Source organism: Nocardia salmonicida NBRC 13393 (assembly GCF_001613085.1).
In the GTDB taxonomy this organism is placed as follows: domain Bacteria; phylum Actinomycetota; class Actinomycetes; order Mycobacteriales; family Mycobacteriaceae; genus Nocardia; species Nocardia salmonicida.
Window position 1 is genome coordinate 36838 of record NZ_BDBR01000047.1, and the last position, 19086, is coordinate 55923.

Annotated in this window: 14 protein-coding genes; 8 read left to right on the top strand and 6 right to left on the bottom strand. The window is 67.6% G+C overall.

Annotated elements, in window-relative coordinates:
- The first annotated feature begins 95 nt into the window (after window positions 1–95).
- Window positions 96–551: an NUDIX hydrolase gene (locus NS1_RS32630; protein WP_056822633.1), complete on the top strand. Its 456-nt coding sequence runs from the start codon at window positions 96–98 to the stop codon at window positions 549–551.
- Window positions 548–3007 carry a DUF6049 family protein gene (locus NS1_RS32635; protein ID WP_062990746.1) on the top strand — a complete coding sequence of 820 codons (2460 nt, stop codon included), beginning with the start codon at window positions 548–550 and terminating at the stop codon, window positions 3005–3007. The genes NS1_RS32630 and NS1_RS32635 overlap by 4 nt, the downstream gene beginning before the upstream one ends.
- Window positions 3008–3079: 72 nt before the next feature.
- On the opposite strand, the gene NS1_RS40490 is transcribed toward NS1_RS32635, so the two are convergent.
- Window positions 3080–3409 (bottom strand): hypothetical protein, encoded by a 330-nt coding sequence (locus NS1_RS40490; RefSeq protein ID WP_131816843.1) that lies wholly within the window; start codon window positions 3407–3409, stop codon window positions 3080–3082.
- A gap of 918 nt (window positions 3410–4327) precedes the next feature.
- Here NS1_RS40490 and NS1_RS32645 point away from each other — a divergent pair.
- From NS1_RS32645 to NS1_RS32670, 6 genes are all read left to right on the top strand, one after another.
- The gene (locus NS1_RS32645; protein ID WP_157125513.1) at window positions 4328–7945 is read left to right on the top strand and encodes a murein biosynthesis integral membrane protein MurJ; all 3618 of its coding nucleotides are present in this window, start codon (window positions 4328–4330) and stop codon (window positions 7943–7945) included.
- Window positions 7946–8303: 358 nt separating this feature from the next.
- The gene (gene sigM, locus NS1_RS32650; protein WP_062990799.1) at window positions 8304–8837 is read left to right on the top strand and encodes an RNA polymerase sigma factor SigM; all 534 of its coding nucleotides are present in this window, start codon (window positions 8304–8306) and stop codon (window positions 8835–8837) included.
- Window positions 8838–8921: 84 nt separating this feature from the next.
- Complete coding sequence (locus NS1_RS32655) at window positions 8922–9692, top strand: RsmA family anti-sigma factor (RefSeq protein WP_157125512.1); 771 nt, start codon at window positions 8922–8924, stop codon at window positions 9690–9692.
- Between the two features lie 122 nt (window positions 9693–9814).
- Window positions 9815–10801 carry a thioredoxin-disulfide reductase gene (gene trxB, locus NS1_RS32660; protein WP_062990752.1) on the top strand — a complete coding sequence of 329 codons (987 nt, stop codon included), beginning with the start codon at window positions 9815–9817 and terminating at the stop codon, window positions 10799–10801.
- 32 nt (window positions 10802–10833) lie between these two features.
- Window positions 10834–11166, top strand: a complete 333-nt coding sequence (gene trxA, locus NS1_RS32665; protein ID WP_056822621.1) for a thioredoxin — start codon at window positions 10834–10836, stop codon at window positions 11164–11166.
- A gap of 132 nt (window positions 11167–11298) precedes the next feature.
- A complete protein-coding gene (locus tag NS1_RS32670) occupies window positions 11299–12498 on the top strand; it encodes an N-acetylmuramoyl-L-alanine amidase (RefSeq protein WP_062990754.1) in 1200 nt (399 codons plus the stop codon).
- A 55-nt stretch (window positions 12499–12553) separates the two neighbouring features.
- On the opposite strand, the gene NS1_RS32675 is transcribed toward NS1_RS32670, so the two are convergent.
- The 5 genes from NS1_RS32675 to NS1_RS32700 form a co-directional block, all read right to left on the bottom strand.
- Entirely contained in the window at window positions 12554–13279 is a 726-nt protein-coding gene (locus NS1_RS32675; protein ID WP_056822618.1) for a hypothetical protein, read from the bottom strand.
- Window positions 13280–13359: 80 nt separating this feature from the next.
- Window positions 13360–14397, bottom strand: coding sequence for a ParB/RepB/Spo0J family partition protein (locus NS1_RS32680; RefSeq protein WP_062990756.1), 1038 nt, complete (start codon window positions 14395–14397; stop codon window positions 13360–13362).
- A gap of 34 nt (window positions 14398–14431) precedes the next feature.
- Window positions 14432–15427: a ParA family protein gene (locus NS1_RS32685; RefSeq protein ID WP_062990758.1), complete on the bottom strand. Its 996-nt coding sequence runs from the start codon at window positions 15425–15427 to the stop codon at window positions 14432–14434.
- A 2287-nt stretch (window positions 15428–17714) separates the two neighbouring features.
- Window positions 17715–18461, bottom strand: coding sequence for a 16S rRNA (guanine(527)-N(7))-methyltransferase RsmG (gene rsmG / locus NS1_RS32695; protein ID WP_062990762.1), 747 nt, complete (start codon window positions 18459–18461; stop codon window positions 17715–17717).
- Between the two features lie 86 nt (window positions 18462–18547).
- Window positions 18548–19084 carry a Jag family protein gene (locus tag NS1_RS32700; protein ID WP_062990764.1) on the bottom strand — a complete coding sequence of 179 codons (537 nt, stop codon included), beginning with the start codon at window positions 19082–19084 and terminating at the stop codon, window positions 18548–18550.
- Window positions 19085–19086: the final 2 nt, after the last annotated feature.

Genomic DNA, 19086 nt, shown 5'->3' on the forward strand with positions numbered 1-19086 from the left:
AAGCTGGGCGAGTGTCTCCTCCGGCCGATCGCGCGAACAGTCGACGCCGCCAGCCGCGGCGGCGCGGTTCGGCGAACACTGCCGGTAAACCGCGCATGCGCACCGTCCGGGAAACCTCCGCGGGCGGGCTGGTCGTAGAAGGTCTCGACGGTCCGAAAGAGCAGCGCACCGCCGCGTTGATCGGGCGGACCGACAGAAGAGGCCGTCTCCTGTGGTCGCTGCCCAAAGGCCACATCGAAGCAGGCGAGACCTCCGAGCAGACCGCGATCCGCGAAGTCGCCGAGGAAACCGGAATCGACGGCGAAGTGGTCGCCGAACTCGGCAGTATCGATTACTGGTTCGTGACCGAGGGCAGACGGGTACACAAGACCGTGCACCATTTCCTGCTGCGATGTCTCGGCGGTGAGCTGTCCGACGCCGACGTCGAAGTCACCCAGGTTGCGTGGGTTCCGTTGAGCGAGTTGGATTCCCGATTGGCCTACGCCGACGAGCGGCGGCTGGCCGAAGTGGCGAATCGATTGATCGACCGGATGGAGACCGGCAAGCGATGACGGGTGGACTGATCCGGCTGATCACGGCGGTCCTGACCATCTTGGGTTCGATGACGCTGTTGCCCGCGCACGCGCACGCTCAAACGGACGGGTCGGGAACGCCGAAGTTTCTCAAGCTCACCCTGGACGCGGTGGCGCCGGGCACGGTGACCACCGGCAGCGATCCGAAGCTGACCGTGTCGGGCACGGTCACCAATATCGGCGATCGGGTTGTCGACGATGTGAGCGTGCGAATCCAGCGCGCGCCCGCGGTGGATTCGCCGAGCGGGCTGCGCAGTTCGCTGCGCCTGGACCAGGTGAACTACGAGGTGACCGGTCCGTTCCAGGATGTGGCGCCGCAGTTGAGTCCCGGTCAGCGCAAACAGTTCTCCGTGAGCATCGCGTTGCGCGCGGGCTCGGAGGCCTCGCTCGGACTGACCGATCCCGGGGTGTATCCGCTGCTGCTCAATGTCAACGGCGAACCCGCCTACGGCACCCAGGCCAGGCTCGACGACGCGCGCTTCCTGCTGCCCGTGCTCGGGTTGCCCGGCACCGACGACGCCAACCCACCGGTGTCGACGCCGCCGCAGGCCACGCCCGTCGCGACCACGATGATCTGGCCGCTGGCCGACCGGCCGCGCATGGTCGCGGGCAAACCGGGCGCGGTGAACGGCCAGGCCGAACTGCTCGATGACGAACTGGCGGCCTCGGTCGGCAAGGGCGGGCGTCTCGAACAGCTCGTCGCGGCGCTGGAATCGGTGGTGCCCGCGCCGGGCAAAGACAAAGGTGTGGCCGGATCGGTGTGTATCGGCATCGATCCGGACCTGGTCTCGACCGTGCAGACCATGACGCGCGGCTATCGGGTGCTGGCGAGTCCGTCGGATCCGAGCGGGGCGACCAGGGAGGGGACCGGGGCGGCGAGTGCGCTGGCCTGGCTCGACCGGTTGCGCTCGCTGGCCGGCTCGATGTGCACGGTGGCGTTGCCGTTCGCGCAGGTCGACGTGTCGGCGCTGGCCGCGGTGAACGATCCGGGACTGTCCGCGCGGGCCCTGCTCGCGCCCGCCGATGTGGTGGACTCGATCCTCGGCACGCAGTCGTTGCGCGGGGTGAGCCTGCCCGATTCGGGCAGCATCGACGATCCGGCCGGACGGTTGTTGCGCGAGCACGGATACGGCACGGCGGTGCTGGCCGGTTCGGCGGTCTCGGGTGACGGGTCGCCTGCCGATACCGACAACGCGCTCACCACCGCCCCGACCACGCTCACGCCCGATGTCGTCGTCGGAGGGGAACAGCCCGCGCCCGATGTCGTCCGGGTGCCGGATGTGAGCGTCGCCCCGCCCGTCGGCGCCGCCGCGGGAACCGATCCCGCGCTGCGCGTGACCACCTTCGATATCTGGTCGGCGACCGCGCTGGCCGCGGTGGGTTCGAATCCGCCGACGCCGTCGTTCACGCCGTCGAAGGTGCGATTCGACGTCACCAACGACTCGCGCGCGGCCCGATTGCAGGACGCGCTCGGCGCGATGGCCTGGAGCGCGCTCAATCCGGCGCCGGACCGGCCGCGTTCGCAGCTGCTGATGCCGCCGCAGCAGTGGGGCGCCAGCCGGGAGGAGGGTGTGGCGCTGCTCAAGCAGGTCGAGCTGCTCACCCGCAACAACCTCGCGAGTCCGCGCAGCTTCACCGAGCTCGTCGCCCAGGCGCCCGATCCGCGCCCGTTCACGCTGGAGTATCTGCCGCGCGCCGCCCAGGACGCCGCGCCGGAACAGTTCATCGGACCGGTGCGCGCCCAAGGCGCCCGGGTGACCGAACTGATGCGCGCTCTGGTCGAACTGCCCGAATCCGAGCTCACGCCGCACGCGTTCCTGACCCCCGCGCGCGAGGATCTGCTGCGCGCGCTGAGCCTGTCCGACCGCAGGGCCGACAACGACACACTCGCCGACCTGCACGCCCAGCGACGCGTCGATCAGGCCACCCGAGAACTGGACACGATGTTCTCCTCGGTGTCGGTGCTGCCGCCGGGCGGGGTGTACACGCTGGCCTCCGAACAGAGCCCGTTGTTGCTGGTGGCGCGTAATGAACTGCCCGTCGCCATCCGGGTGATGTTCCGGATCGAAGCTCCGGCCGAGACGAACATCACCGATATCGGCGAACAGCTGCTTCCGCCGTCCGGGACCCGGTCGTTCCAGATCCCGACCGAGGTGAGCGACAGCCGTAAGCTGGTGATTCCGATCGCCCTTACCACCCCGGACGGGATAGCGCTAGGAGAGGCCACCTCGGTCTCGGTGCGCTCGAACGCCTACGGTCAGGCGCTGGCCATAATTACCGCATGTGCCGCGATACTGCTGTTGCTGCTCGCCGGGCGCCGACTGCTGCGGCGGTTCCGCGGGCAACCCGATCCCGCCGACGAAGGGTTCGCCCCGGAGACGGTCGAACGGGCGGGTCGGCTGCGACGCGCACGTCAGCGGCTGCAACGGCAGTGAACCCCCGCGCCTGACGCGCGGTCAGGGGACCATGACAGACAAGGACGAGAGTGGCACTGGTGAGCGAAACGCTCATCGGACCGGCGGGATTCGCGGGTTACGCCGGGTACAGGAGGCATGATGGGCGACGATGATTCCGCTCATCGGCGCGACCACGACGACGACCCGACCCTGCGCCGGGCCCCCAGCGCTCCGTGGGAACGTGGGATGACGGCCGGGCAGGACGCCGATCGCGACGAGGCCGTGCCGCACGTGGATCGGCGCCCTGGCGCGCCTGGTCATCGACCGGAGTTCGTCGCGCCCCGAGACGGCCGTCCGCCGGTCCGACCCGGTGATCCGGCCGTCGATCCGCATGCGATGCCTCGTCATCCCGCTGCCGGCCAGCCCGGCACACCTCGTCATCCTGGTGTCCCCGGCGCCGAACTTCCGCCCGAGAATCCGGGTCGTGGCGGCTACCGACCCGTCGAACAGACCGGTTACCGGCCGGGATCCGCCGACCCCGGCGCACCGGCGCCGCCCTCGGCGCATCGCGGCCCCCGCCCTGCCATGCCGCCGGGTCAGCCGGGCTATCGCCCTGAACCGCCGCCGCCCGGGTACCGCCCTGGACCGGACGTGCCCGCTGGACAGCGCCCAGGACCCCGACCGGGTCCGCCCCAACCACCCGCCGGCTACCGCTCCCCGGATCCGCAGCGTCCGCCGCAGGGCGAACGGCCAGGGCCGGTCCCGAACCCGCGTCAACAGCCACCCGGTCCGGCGAATCGCTCGGGCGAGTTCCCCCAGCAGCAACGTCCCGGCGGCGTGCCGCCTCAGCGCCCCGGCGGTCCTCCCGGACGCTCCGGCGAACCACCACGTCCTGCTGCTTACGGCCCCGACGGTCGGCCTGTACCTCCACCGCAACGCCGCGCACCGGGTTCCGCCGCGCGCTCGGGCGAGTTCCCACAACAGCAGCGCCCCGGGCCCGACGGGTTCGCCCCACGGCGGCCCGGCCCGAACCCCTCGGGCGAGTTCCCCCAGCAACGACCGCTCCCGCCGCGTGGTGCGCCTTCCGGCGCCATTCCGAGACAGGATCGGCCCGATCAGGCCGGTGGACGCCGACCGGTTTCGCCGGAGCAGGGGCGGCCTGTACCGCCACCGCGTGGAAGTTTCCCCGGGATGCCTGCCGCGGATACCGCGCGGGACGGGCGCCAGGCAGGATTCGACGACCGTGGACGAGCCGTGGGCGGTCCGCCTGCCGCTGATCGGTCGGCGGAGCGGACTCAGGTCATCGCCAGGCCGAAGAAGGTGGCGGCCGAACCTGCCCACAAAGCGGGCACCGCCCCGATGAGCGCCAACGCGAAGCTGCTCAAGGACTCGGGTTCGATCGCGGTCGCGACGCTGATCAGCCGGATCACCGGGTTCGCCAAGCAACTGTTGTTGCTGACGGTCCTCGGTCCGGCCATCGCCAGTGCGTTCATCTCGGCGAACCTGATCCCGAACATGGTCGCCGAGCTCGTCCTGGGCGCCGTTCTCACCGCCATCGTCGTGCCGACCTTGATCCGTGCCGAGCAGGAGGACGCCGACAACGGCGCCACGTTCGTGCGCAGACTGGTGACGGCGGCCTTCACTGTGCTGTTCGTCGCCACCGTGCTGACCTTGGCGGCCGCGCCGATCCTGGCCGGTCACGTGCTCGTCTCCTCCGACGGCAAGGTGAACACGAACCTCACCGTCGCGCTCACCTACCTACTGGCGCCCGCGCTGCTCTTCTATGGCATGTCGGCATTGTTCACCGCGATCCTCAACACCAGGCAGGCGTTCAAGCCGGGTGCGTGGGCCCCCGTGATGAACAATCTGGTCGCGTTGACGGTGCTGGCGGTCTACGCGCTGACACCCGGCGAGATCACCCTCGATCCGGTGCGGATGAGCGATCCGAAACTGCTGGTCCTCGGCCTCGGTATCACCGCGGGCGTGGCGACACAGGCACTGTGCCTGCTGCCCGCGATCCGCAGGCACGGGATCAACTTGCGGCCGCTGTGGGGAGTCGACGCGCGCCTCAAGCAGTTCGGCAAGATGGGCATCGCGATCATCCTGTATGTGCTGATCAGCCAGGTGGGCCTGGTGGTCGCGAACAACGTCGCCTCCCAGGCCGACGTGGCGGGTCCCGCGATCTTCGCGAACGCATGGGCACTGTTGCAGCTGCCCTACGGCGTGATCGGGGTAACCCTGCTCACCGCCATCATGCCCAGGCTGAGCCGCAGCGCCGCCGACGACGACACCCCCGCGGTGGTCGACGACCTGTCCGTAGCCACCCGACTCACGATGATCGCGATGATCCCGATCGTCACCTTCATGACCCTCGCGGGCCCCGAGATCGGCCAGGCCCTCTACGGCTACGCGCGATTCTCCGGGGACGCCGAACGGCTGGGCAGCGCCGTGAGCTGGTCGGCGTTCTCGCTCATCCCGTATTCGCTCGTGCTCATCCATTTGCGGGTGTTCTACGCGCGCGAGCAGGCCTGGACACCGACCTGGATCATCCTCGGCATCACGACGATCAAGATCCTGCTCTCGGCCCTGGCACCGGTCATCGCCCGCGACAGCGACGACGTGGTGATCGTGCTCGGTGTCGCCACCGGCCTCGGATTCACCGCGGGCGCGGTGATCGGCGGCGTGCTGCTGCACCGCAGCCTCGGCGACTTGCGGATGGTCAATGTCGGCCGAACTGTGACCAGAGTGTTGCTCGCCTCGATCGCGGGCGGCGCGGTGATGCTGATCGTCGACACGGTGACCGGACTCGACCGGGTCTCCGGCGGCGCGGGCTCGTTGCTGCGCGTCGTCATCGATTCGGTGGTGATGTTCTCGGTGGCCTTCGGCCTGATGCGTCTGGCCGGTATCCCCGAGGTCGTCGCCATCACCGTCGCGATCTCGCGCAAGCTCGGCATCACCCCGCCCGCGCCGGATCTCGGACTCGACGACCCCCCGGCAGACGACATCTACGCGACCACCGTGCTCCGCCGGCCCGATACCTATGGATTCCCCGCATACGGGCAGTCTTTGGACACCCAGACCATGGTGCTCCCCGTCATTCGACCGGGCGCTGTTGACAGCACCGGTAAAGCACAGTTCCCGTACGCTGTTCCGCAGACCGACACGGGTTTTCAGGCCGAAGGAGGACCGAGGGTGAGCGATGACGCGGTGGGCGGCGTCCCGGCCGCTGATTCTGCGGCGCGCGCGGCAGCAGGAATGTCCACCGAGGTCGGGCCCGATGCGCCGAACTCGACGGATTCCGAGCATACCGACGCGCCAGACGAAGGCGATACGCACGAAGACGACGCGCGTTCGGCCATGCCGCCGCACGATACGACATACGACACCGGCATGCTGCCGATTCCGCCGCAGGTGCCCCCGAGCGCCGCGGCCAACCGTGGGCAGCGTGGCCCCAAACTCATCCCCGGCGCGTCCGTCGCCGGTGGCCGATACCGATTGCTGGCCGGTCACGGCGGTGCGCGTGGGCTGAAGTTCTGGCAGGCACTCGATATCAAGCTCGATCGCGAGGTCGCGCTGACCTTCGTGGACGCCGATCAGACCTCCGGCGAGAATTCCGGTCACGACGGCCCGCAGGCGGTGCTGTCGCGCACGCTGCGACTGGGCCGGATCAATGCGCCAGGCCTGGCCAGGGTCCTCGACGTGGTCCGTGGCAGCTCCGGCGGCATCGTCGTGGCCGAGTGGACCCCCGGCCGTTCGCTGCGCGAGATGGCCGAGACCGTGCCGTCCCCGGTCGGCGCGGCCAGGGCCATCAGGGCGCTCGCCTCGGCGGCCGAACTCGCCCACCGTGGCGGCGGCTCGCTGTCGATCGATCATCCCGATCGGATCCGGATCAGCGCCTCCGGCGACGCCGTCCTCGCGTTCCCCGGCACCCTCGGCGATTCCGACGCGCAAGGCGATGTCCGTGGCCTCGGCGCGATGCTCTACGCCCTGATCACCGCGCGCTGGCCGATTCGCGTCGGCGGCGTCACCGGCTCGGCGGCCACCATCGGCGGTCTGCGACTGGCCGATTTCGGGCCCGACGGCACGCCGGTGGAACCGCGGCAGATCCGGCCGGAGGTGCCGTTCGAGATCTCGGCCGTCGCGGTTCGCTCGCTGGAATCCAACAAGGGCGTGCGCACCGCCGCCACCGTGCAGCACGTGCTCGAGCAGGCCTCGGTCGTCGACCAGAAGACCGACTTCATTCCGGTCTTACGACTGGGTCAGCGGGCGGTTGCCCCCGGCGCCGATTCGCTCGCCGACCCGGAACTGCTCGCCGCCGAGCGGGAACGCTCCAAGCGGATGATGTGGATCATGGTCGCCCTCGGCGTGCTCGCGGCGCTGGTGGTCGGCGTGCTGATCTGGTGGATGGTCAGCATCTTCGCGCCCGGCGCGTCGGACAAGCCACTCGACCAGCAGATCAATATCGGGCTCACCTCGAGTGTGGCGCCGCCCGCGGCGTCCGCACCGCCCGCCGACGACCCCGCGGCACCGCCGACGAGTGTGCCGGTGCCGGTCACCGGTGCCGCGGTGTTCTCCCCGGAGGGCACTCCCGACGGGGCCGCGGCGGCGGGTGCGGTGCTCGACCAGAACGCGGCGACGGTGTGGCGCACCGATCAGTACTTCCAGCAGTTCCCCTCCCTCAAGAAGGGCGTGGGGCTGCTGGCCACGCTGCCCACCCCGGCGAAGCTGACCAATGTGTCGATCACCTCGCCCTCCGCGGGGAGCACCGTCGAGATCCGCACCTCGCCCACCGAGGCGCCCACCCTCGACCAGACCCAGCTGATCGGTTCGGCCAAGCTCGGTGACGGGGTCACCGATATCGCCGTGCAGACCGATCAGGCCGCTCGTTTCGTGCTGGTCTGGATCACCGGGCTCGCCAACTCCGGCGGTCAGTTCCAGACCGCGATCGCCGACGTCCGCTTCGACGCGGCCCCTTAGTCTCACTGCGCCGTAAAACTCTCCCGCCTCCGTATCGCCGCAGGTGGTCGATCATTTCCGGGTCCATCGCCGAGCTTTGTCGAACTGCGGTCCGGTTGGTGCGTAATTGTTATCAACGATATGATCCCTGCGCGCTCTCGGTTGAGAGTTACCCAGGATTTGTCGACGTCGATCCTGGACGCCGCGTTGTGGTCAGGTGATGGATCGGCCTTGTTTCGCCGACTCGAAGTCGCCGTAACGAGCGCTGTCCGAGGGGTCCGTTTTGTCGCCGGAAGTCAACGAGCAAGTCCGCGGTGAGCCTCCGCGGCAGGTCGCATCCAGCGTCCGCTCGTTTCTCGAGAACGGCAGCGACAAGCAATTGCTGGCTGCCCACGTGCGCGGGGAACCGCATGTCTTCGCCGAACTACTACGCAGGCACTCCGACCATCTCTGGCAGACCGCGCTGCGCACCTCCTACAACCGCGAGGACGCCGCCGACTGTCTGCAGGACGCCCTGTTCTCGGCCCATCGCACCGCCGCCTCGTTCCGCGCCGAGTCCGAAGTGCGCAGCTGGCTGCACGCCATCGTGGTCAATGCCTGCCTCGACCGGATCCGGCGCAACAAGACCCGCCGTGCCGTCTCGATCCTGCCCGACACCATGCCCGAGGCAGTCGACCCGCACGACGCGTTCGCCGACTACGAGCTGTCCACCGTCGTGAGCGAGGCGCTGTTCACCCTCCCTGACGAACAGCGGTTGGCCCTGGTCATGACCGAGATGGAAGGCCGCAGCGTCGCCGAAACCGCCGCTGCGCTCGGCGTGGCGCCTGGCACGATCAAGAGCCGATGCGCCCGAGCGCGCGTACGTTTGCAAGAACGTTTGGAATTTTTCCGGGATCCAGGGAACCGGATGTAGCCGGGATGCGTCATTAACAGTGACGAGTAAGTCAGCGATGTAAATCCTGCGATCCGATATCGACAGAACAGGGGAGGTGCGAGGATGTCTCGATCCGTGCCGCAGCCTCCGTTCCCGTCGGAACTGCTGGCCGATCTGCATGCCGACAATCTCGCGCCCGAAGTGCGCGAGCAACTGTGGCCCGTGGTCCGCACCGACGTAGACGCGCTGCACTACCTGAACAAGCTCGACGAGGTGAACACCCACCTCCGCACGCTGGCCACCGACGAGCGGGTCACCCACCGCATGCCCGACGACGTGGCCGACCGCATGTTCCGTTTCGTCGCCCAACTCGATGCGGGCGACGGGCCGACCGACCGCATAACGCCGCTCTCGACCGCCCAGGCGCCCTCTGCCGAGCCGGTATCCACCACCGACGAAGCTCCCGTCTCGCTCGACCGCTACCGTTCCCGGCGCCGACTGGGGCTACTCGCCGCCGCGGCGGCCACGGTGGCCGTCCTGGCGGGCGCCGGTGCCGTGTTCAGCACGTTCGACACCACCGAGGGCACCCCCACGGCGGCACCGTTCACCGAACCGGCGGCCGCCGACGAGCTCACCACCGCCGCCGCACTGCGCACACTGGGCAAACGCGACGTGATCGGCCCGCTGGCCGACGACGCCGCCCTCACCCGCTGTGTGCAAGCCAACGGCATCGACCGAGCGGTGCTCGGAGCGTCGAATATCACCTTCCGTGGTTCCGACGCCGTCCTCGTCCTCGTACAGGGCGCCGAGGCTCCCACCATCACCGCACTCGTCGTCGGAACCGGTTGCACCACCGGCGCCCCCGAGCAGCTGACCCTGCGCGACATCGGCTGAGAGCCGCCGGCGAACCGGCACCGAGAAGCAGCGGTGCCAGCCGCGAAGCCATCACCGGGAACAACACCGATTAGGGTGTTGTTGACCGACACGTCCCCAGATTGTTTTTTCGGAAGGGCCCCATGAGCACGCCAGTTCGCGACCTGATCATCGTCGGCTCAGGACCCGCCGGCTATACGGCAGCCGTCTACGCCGCCCGCGCGGAGCTTTCGCCGCTGGTCTTCGAAGGCACCCAGTTCGGTGGCGCCCTGATGACCACCACCGAGGTGGAGAACTTCCCCGGCTTCCGCGACGGCATCATGGGTCCCGACCTCATGGAACAGATGCGCGACCAGGCCAAGCGTTTCGGCGCCGAGCTGCGCACCGAGGACGTCGACGCGATCGACCTGTCCGGCCCCGTGAAGAAGGTCACCGTCGGTGACGAGACCTTCGAGGCCTACGCCGTCATCCTCGCGATGGGCTCGGCCGCGCGCTACCTGAACGTGCCGGGGGAGCAGGACCTGCTCGGCCGCGGCGTGAGCGCCTGCGCCACCTGCGACGGCTTCTTCTTCAAGGGCCAGGACATCGTGGTGGTCGGCGGCGGCGACTCCGCCATGGAGGAAGCGACCTTCCTCACCAAGTTCGCCGCGAGCGTCACCATCGTGCACCGCCGCGAGGAGTTCCGTGCCTCCCGGATCATGCTCGAGCGCGCCAAGGCCAACGAGAAGATCAAGTTCCGGCTCAACTCCGAGGTCGTGAAGGTCAACGGGGAGAAGAGCGTCACCAGCCTCACCCTGCGTGACACCCGCACCGGCGAGGAGTCCGAGCTCGACGCGACCGGGCTGTTCGTGGCCATCGGCCACGACCCGCGCAGCGAACTCGTCAAGGGCCAGATCGCGCTCGACGGCGAAGGCTATGTGCGGGTGACCGATCCGGGCACCGCCACCGACGTGGCAGGCGTGTTCGCCGTGGGCGACCTCGTCGACCACACCTACCGGCAGGCGATCACCGCCGCCGGCACCGGCTGCCGCGCCGCGATCGATGCCGAACGCTGGCTCGCCGAGCAGGGCGACATCACCGCCAACACGCTCGACCACGCCGACGGCCCGGCCGCCGTGCGCACCAACTGATTTCGAGTTCCACCCCTGTCGAGGAGACACCCATGGCCGAGAGTGCCAACACCATCACCGTCACCGACCAGTCCTTCGCCGATGACGTCCTGCTCAGCGAAAAGCCGGTGCTCGTCGACTTCTGGGCCGACTGGTGCGGCCCGTGCAAGATGGTCGCCCCCGTACTCGAGGAGATCGCGGGCACCCACGCCGACAAGCTGACCATCGCCAAGCTCGATACCGAGGCCAACCCCGGTATCGCCCGCGACTACCAGATCCTGTCGCTGCCCACGATGATCTTGTTCCAGGGTGGCAAGCCGGTGAAGCAGATCGTCGGCGCCAAAGGGAAGGCCGCACTACTGCGCGAGCTCGACGGCCTCATCTAACACAGAGCATCCGATAAAAGCGTCTCCTACCGGCCGACGCGCCGTAGGATGCCTGGACCCGGGATTCCCGCAAAGCGGCCCGGGTCTGAGACAATCGACGGACGCTCCGGCCGAAGGAAAGGGCTCTTACGCATGCACCGACTTCGTCACGGCGATTCAGGACCAGCCGTCGCAGAGGTTCGGAGCACCCTCGCAAGCCTCGGCTTCCTGCATCTCCCACACGTCGAATCCACTGACGGACCGGAGTATTGGAAGGACACCGAGGCGGTGTTCGACCGGCCGCTCGATTCGGCGATCCGCGCGTTCCAGCAGCAGCGCGGTCTTCTCGTCGACGGGGTGGTCGGTCCGGCCACCTACCGCGCGCTGAAGGAAGCCTCCTACCGGCTGGGTGCTCGCACATTGATCTACCAATTGTCGGCGCCGCTCTACGGTGACGACGTGGCCACCCTGCAGCGCAAGCTGCAGGACCTCGGCTTCTACGTATACCGGGTGGACGGGCACTTCGGCCCGCACACCCACGATGGCCTCAGCGCGTTCCAGCGCGAGATCGGCCTGTCCGCCGACGGTATCTGTGGACCCGACACCTTGCGCTCGCTGGATCTGCTCGGCGCGCGCGTCACCGGCGGCAACCCGCATCGCATCGCCGAGGAAGAAGTGGTGCATCGGGCGGGCCCGCAGCTCACCGGCAAGCGCATCGTCATCGATCCCGGATTCGGCGGCGCCGACAAGGGTTTCGCGGTGCCCACCGAATTCGGCGATGTCTTCGAGTCGGAGATCCTGTGGGATCTGGCATCCCGACTCGAGGGCCGGATGGCCGCGACCGGCATGGAAACCTTCCTGTCCCGGCCGTGGGGCGCCAACCCCACCGATGTCGAACGCGCCGACACCTCCAACGCCTTCGACGCCGATCTGATGATCTCGCTGCGCTGCGCGACCAGTGACAACCCGTCCGCCAAGGGAGTGGCCGGTTTCTACTGGGGCAACTCGCACGGTTCGGTGTCGATGATCGGTCAGGTACTGGCAGGCTTCATCCAGCGCGAAGTGGTGGCCCGAACCTCGGTGCAGGACTGCCGGACTCATCAGCGCACCTGGGACCTGTTGCGCCTGACCAAGATGCCGACCGTCCAGGTCGACCTCGGCTACCTCACCAACGACTACGACGCCTCGGTACTCACCAACCCGCGCATGCGCGACGTGATCGCCGAAGCGATTCTCATCTCGGTGAAGCGGCTCTATCTGCTCGGCCAGGACGACCAGCCCACCGGCACCTACACCTTCGCCGAGCTACTGGCCGAAGAGCTGGCTGCCGCAGACGCGGCCCCGCGCGTGTAGTTCTTCAGACAACAATGGCCCCGCGGTTTCCGCGGGGCCATTGTTTCGTCTCGGGTCAGTGCGCGCCGACGCGCGACGGTGGTTCCATCGACGCGGCGGCGAGGAGTTGGTCCAGCGCGCGCTCGACGTCTTCCTTCCAGCCGTGGTCGGAGTCGAGCTCCAGCCGCAGGCGCGGGAAGCGATGATGCGGGGCCACCACTTCGAAACCGACCTCGGCGAGGAAGTCCGCGTCGATCATGCAGGTTTCGGGGGTGCACCTCGTCGCCGACGACGGGTCACGCAGTGGCGCCGCGATCCGTTCCATCAGCCGCATCGACGATCCGAAGCCTCGATCGGCCACCGAACTGGACGGTGGGCCGTTGCGAATGCCGAACGCCTCGAGCGCTCGCACGCCACGACGCACCAGATCGGCCACCACGGCCTGAACGAGGCGGTGGGCTACATCGGCCTCGTCGTAGGGGAATTCGGCCTGCAGCGTGGTCAGCAGGACCGCGTCCGGGCTTACGGGGGAGGTGGGGAACAGTGCGGAGCGCGGCACGGCGCTCGGAGGGGAGTACAGCGCGCAGCCCGCGAGGTTGTTCTCCACGTGCGCCACCTGCCCGCACGAGCCCCACTCGAGCATCACCGTCGAGAGCCAGGCTTCCTTCTCGAAGACCGGATCGCTGAATGCGTGCGAGTCCTCGGCGACGGCCGGATCGAGCTCCCAGAACACACACCGCCGGGTGTGCGCCGGGAGCTGACCCAACCCGTCGAGAGTCAAAGCCGTGACGCTGGTCGGCACCGCCTTGTTCAGCCTCCAGCTGTCGGATTCATCCACGCTCACGCCACATCACTATCCACAGTACGTGCCGCCTCTTTCAGTCACAGTGACGTTTCGGGGCCGACTTGCTCCATCAGCGCCACGATGCGCTCGAGATCTTCGACGGACCCGAACTCGACAACGATTTTGCCCTTACGTTTGCCCAGGCTCACGGTGACCCGAGTGTCGTAGGAACCCGACAGCCGCTCGGCCACTTCTTGTAGACCCGGCATGTGGATCGGCTTGCGCTTCGGCGCCGGGGGAGCGGTCTCCGTGGGATTGCGGTTGGCGAGAGTCACCGCTTCCTCGGTGGCCCGAACCGACAAACCCTCGGCGACGATCCGCGCCGCCAATACTTCCTGTGCGTCCGCGCCGGCATCCAAGCCGAGCAGCGCCCTGGCGTGTCCAGCCGAGAGCACCCCGGCGGCCACCCGACGCTGCACGGGAATCGGCAGCTTCAGCAGACGAATCATATTCGTCACCACCGGTCGCGAGCGACCGATTCGCGAAGCCAATTCCTCGTGGGTGACATCGAATTCCTCGAGCAGCTGCTGATAGGCCGCCGCCTCCTCGAGGGGGTTCAGCTGCACCCGGTGGATGTTCTCCAGGAGTGCGTCGCGCAGCATCGAGCCATCGTCGGTGTCGCGGATGATCGCCGGGATCGTGGCGAGTCCGGCCTCTTGGCACGCGCGCCAGCGGCGCTCGCCCATGACCAACTGGAACTTGTCGACGCCCGGTTCGACGCGGCGCACGACGATCGGCTGCATGAGACCGAACTCGCGAATCGAGTGCACCAGCTCGGCGAGTGCGTCTTCCTCGAAGACCTGACGCGGCTGCTTCGGGTTCGGCTCGATCAGCTCCGCGGGGACCTCGCGATACACCGCGCCGCCGGGGGAGACCAGATCGGATGCAGGCTCGGGCTCGGACTCCGGCTCCGCGTCCGGGACACGATGCAGGAATGCCTCGGCCGGTTGCGGACCGATCGGATTGATCCCGATCACGCTCGCCGCGGCACTACTCAAGCCCGGCGCCACGGCCGGACCCGTCGGGATCAATGCGGCCAACCCGCGACCGAGACCGCCCTTTTTCGCCTGACTCATCGGCTACCGATCCCTTTCTCGTTCCAACTCACGCTTAAGACGCGTCTTGCTTCAGCTGCGCACGAGCGGCGAGCTCGCGTCCCGCGTCCATGTAGCTCATCGCACCGCGCGAGCCTGGATCGTAATCCAGCACGGTCATTCCGTAGCCCGGCGCCTCCGAGACCTTCACGCTGCGCGGGATCATCGACTTCAGGACCACGTCGCCGAAGTGGTTGCGCACCTCCTCGGCCACCTGGTCCGCCAGCTTGGTGCGGCCGTCGTACATCGTCAGCAGGACGGTCGACACGTGCAGTTCCGGGTTGAGGTGCGCCTGGACCAAACCGATATTGCGCAGCAGCTGACCCACGCCTTCGAGCGCGTAGTACTCGCACTGGATCGGGATCAGCACCTCCTTGGCTGCCACGAGCGCGTTCACCGTGAGCAGGCCCAGCGAGGGCGGGCAGTCGATCAGCACGTAATCGATGCCGAAGCCGACCATGCCCGCCTCGCGGATCGCGGTCTTCAACCGACCTTCCCTGGCGACCATCGAGACCAATTCGATCTCGGCGCCGGCCAGGTCGATCGTGGCCGGAACACACAGCAGGCGTTCGCTGTGCGGGCTCACCTGGATCGCGTCCTTGACCGTCACCTCGCCGATCAACAGCTCGTAGCTGGACGGCACACCCGAGTTGTGCGCGACGCCCAGCGCCGTACTCGCGTTGCCCTGCGGATCCAGATCGACCACAAGGACCGTCATTCCCTGGTGCGCTAGCGCCGCAGCGAGATTGACCGTCGTAGTCGTCTTACCGACGCCGCCCTTCTGGTTGGCGATAGTGATGATCCGTTGCTCGCGAGGTTTCGGCACATTGACCTTTCCTGGATGCAGAATCTGGCTGGCGCGTTGCGCTTCCGCCGCGATCGGGGTCTCGGCCGGGGAGATGTGCCCGAAAGGAGTATTCCCGAACGTCTCCGCGTCGAAGCTGCTGGAATCCAGCATCCCCGGGACCCGCGACGCTGTTTCCCGTGAAACATTCGCCGGACCGCTCGACATAGATTGCTCCTAACCCGAGAAACTTCAGATCACGTATCCCCGACGAACGTCGGCGCCGTGTCGTCACAAACAAACTGTGTCGGTGGAGAACTCGAAGACTCGAGGAGGGTGGCTCACTCCCGCCCGACTCTGACAGCTTGCCAGCCCCAAGACAGTTAGGAAAGCTGAATCGCGGCACGCCGACAAGGACACACCCAACACTCACGGATTTAATCCCGCGATCGATGTTTCACGGGAAACAACGGGGGAGTGGGGCACCACAATCCGACGACCGTTGAGCGTCACAGCACCTAGGCGAGCTCGTCCAAACAGCTCCCACTCCAACCCGTCCCCGTCCCCGTCCCGCCGTGCCCGGTCCCGCCGTGCCCCGTCCCGCCGTGCCCCGCCCCGGCCTACCCCGGCCCGGCCCGGCCCGCGAGTCCGGGATCACGCGCAACTTCACCTACACGCACCGGCCCCACGCACCGGCCTACACCTCACGAAGTCCGCACCCGACTACCTCCCAACCAACTGGGCGTGCGGAACAAGGGGTCGGCCCGGAGGGTTCGATGCATCACCGCGTTCGCCCCGCAGCAGAGTTAGCCCGCCCAGTTAGCACTGGATCCGATCCGCTTCCCCGGTAACCAACTGCTTCCCCGGCTCCTCCCGAACCAATCCCTCCCACACGCCCAACCACACGCGCGCCGCTCTTCCAGCGCCACGCCGTACCTACCGAAGACCACCACGCGCCCGCACTCCCAGCCGCACCGCGCCCCAAGTCCAAACCCTCCCGCATGCCGCCATAAGTCCACACCCTCCCGCGCTCCCAGCCACGCCGGCCAAAAGCCCAAGCCCGCCCGCACTCCCAGCGTCCCACCGGTCAACACCAAAGTCCGACACCCTCCCGCACTCCCAGCCACGCGGCGCTCCCCGGATCCGCCATGACCGCACTCCCAACCCCGCACCAGCGACCCCTAGGGAGCGGCGGCCACGCAGTGGCCGGTCCGCGGCCGGGTCGCCGGTTAGCGCTCGAAGCGCATGCGCCGCAGGCGCGAGTCTCGAGCGCTAACCGGCGGCCCCTCAGGGCCGCGGACACGCGCGCGCCAGCGCGCCAACAAACACAGCGTCAAACCGCCCGGGACTACCGAACATCCAATCCCACCCACCCCACCCCCGCACTCCCCACCACCAAGCCACCCCCGAGTCCAGCCGAGAACACCCCTCAGCATCAACCCACCCACCACCCCATCAACACCGGCCTTCGAACGAACATCGGCTACCGCAGACAGTCACCCACTCGCCCGGGCGCAGTGCTCCGCGGGGGCACCGAACTGCCACCCCGCGGAGCCAGTGCCGCGATCTCGCTCCCACATTCACCGCTCACCCACACCCACCCCCGAACACCTACCGCGCGCAGATCCATATGCCGCACGCAGTTTCAGCGAAGGCGTCAGCTCACATCCCCAGCTGACATCCGACCTCCAAGCTTCCGAACCCACCTCAGACCCGGACCGGATACGCCCAGACAACCATCAGACTTCCTCCCACACCGAACTCCACTCGACCCTCATCGCCGCACTCAACGAGCGAACCCTACTGCCGGCAAGAAGAACCGAAGCCGCGCAACTTCCCATCGGAACACCAACGCCCAATACCGAACTGAAAGCGCGAACTGCCGCGCCGCACTTGGGCTGGCCCTCTAAGCACTGACAACGGGCGAGCGAAGCCGGCGGCAGGGAGTGCCTGGAGAACAGGTCGGGCTCCATGCCTGCGAAGCGTTCGTCAGCCTCGTGCGCCTGGAACACACTCACCCACGGCGACTTCCATCCCCGGAACTTCCACACGACAAACGACCACATTCCCACCCTCGATTCCGCCGAACCTCACCCCACCCGACAGACCCCACCCGGCGATCACCCCTCCAGCGAGCCGAAGATCCGATCCCGCAGGGCACGACCCAACCCACCACACAGCGCTTCCGAGACAATGCCGCTCAGCTCACTCACGTCCGACAGAGCCGTCGACTCACTCAGCTATCAAGAGCATCTCGATGCGAACAAGGCGAGCGAGCGAATCCGCCATGCGGACGATCCTCCTAGCGGACTGCACGACTATCGCGAAATTCGGTCAGCAACGAAGCGAGGAAAGGGCCGTCGCGTTCCACGTGAAACACTTCCGCTCCACGAACACGCCACCCCTCCGCAACTACCGAAAATAGCCCCGCCCGAGCCCCATGCAACGACCCTCGCCACAATTCGTCACGTTACGAAACGCACAAACCCGCAAGGCGAAAGAAATTTCAACCCGATCAGCTTTCGCGACGCTTCCGAGCCTTCTTCTCCGCCCCGGCAGCCTTCCGTTCACTACGACGAGTCGGACGCTCGGCACGGGGGAGTAGCTCGGCACTGATGACAAGCGTAGGGATTTCCACGATGCCGGCACCGCACCCGACAACACGGAGATCAGTAGCACCGTCGCGAATCAACTCAGCACCATCGCGCTCGAGTTCTTCGGCGGCGCTGGTTCCTTTGAGAGCAAGCATGCGTCCGTGGTCACGGAGAAGGGGGAGCGACCAGTGAGCAAGTTTGGCGAGCGGAGCCACCGCGCGCGAAGTAACAACATCCGCTCCGCCCGCTTCCTTGATCACGCCGGACTGCTCCGCACGACCGCGAACCACCGTGACATCCAACCCTGCTTCTTCGATGAACTCGCTCAGGAAGATGGTCCGACGCAGCAACGGTTCCACGAGGGTGATGCGAAGGTCGGGACGGGCGATCGCGAGAGGGATGCCGGGAAGCCCGGCGCCGCTGCCGATATCGACAACCGAAGCACCCTCATCGATCAGCTCGCCGATGACGGCACAGTTGAGGATGTGGCGCTCCCACAGCCGGGGAACCTCACGGGGACCGATGAGACCGCGTTCCACGCCGGCCGTCGCCAGGGCTGCGTAGTACCGGCGGGCGGTGTCCAAGCGGTCGCCGAACACTCGGGCTGCGGCGGCGGGCGGTTCCTGCTCGTCGGACGACGCACCCAAATCTCGTTCCACGTGAAACATCCTTCTCCGTTGAGGGCAAATGAAAAAGCCCCCGGTCCGAGACCGGAGGCCTAATCACATCGTTCGTGGTTGCGGCGGAAGTCAGCCTACTCGGGCACTACCACCACGTGACGATTCGGCTCGACGCCTTCGCTCTCGCTCGCCACACCCTCGATATCGGCGACAGCGTCGTGCACGATCTTGCGCTCGAACGGGGTCATCGCGGACAACGCCTCGGGCGCTCCCGACTCGAGCACCCGCTTCGCGGCAGCGATGCCGATCTCACTCAGATCGGCCCGGCGCTGCGCACGCCAACCGGCGACATCTAGCATCAGCCGGCTACGCACGCCGGTCGCCTGTTGCACAGCGAGCCGGGTCAGCTCCTGCAGCGCGTCGAGCACTTCACCATTGCGCCCGACGAGCTTGGTCAGATCGCGGCCCCCGTCGATGCTCACGATGGCGCGGTCGCCCTCGACATCGAGGTCGATATCGCCGTCGAAGTCGAGCACGTCGAGTAGCTGCTCGAGGTAGTCGCCCGCGATCTCGCCCTCTTCGATCAACGCTTCTTCGGCGTCGTTCACGACGTCAACAGCAGTCGTCGCCACAGTGGCGTCCCCTCCGTCGGTCTCGGTCTCAACAGTCATTG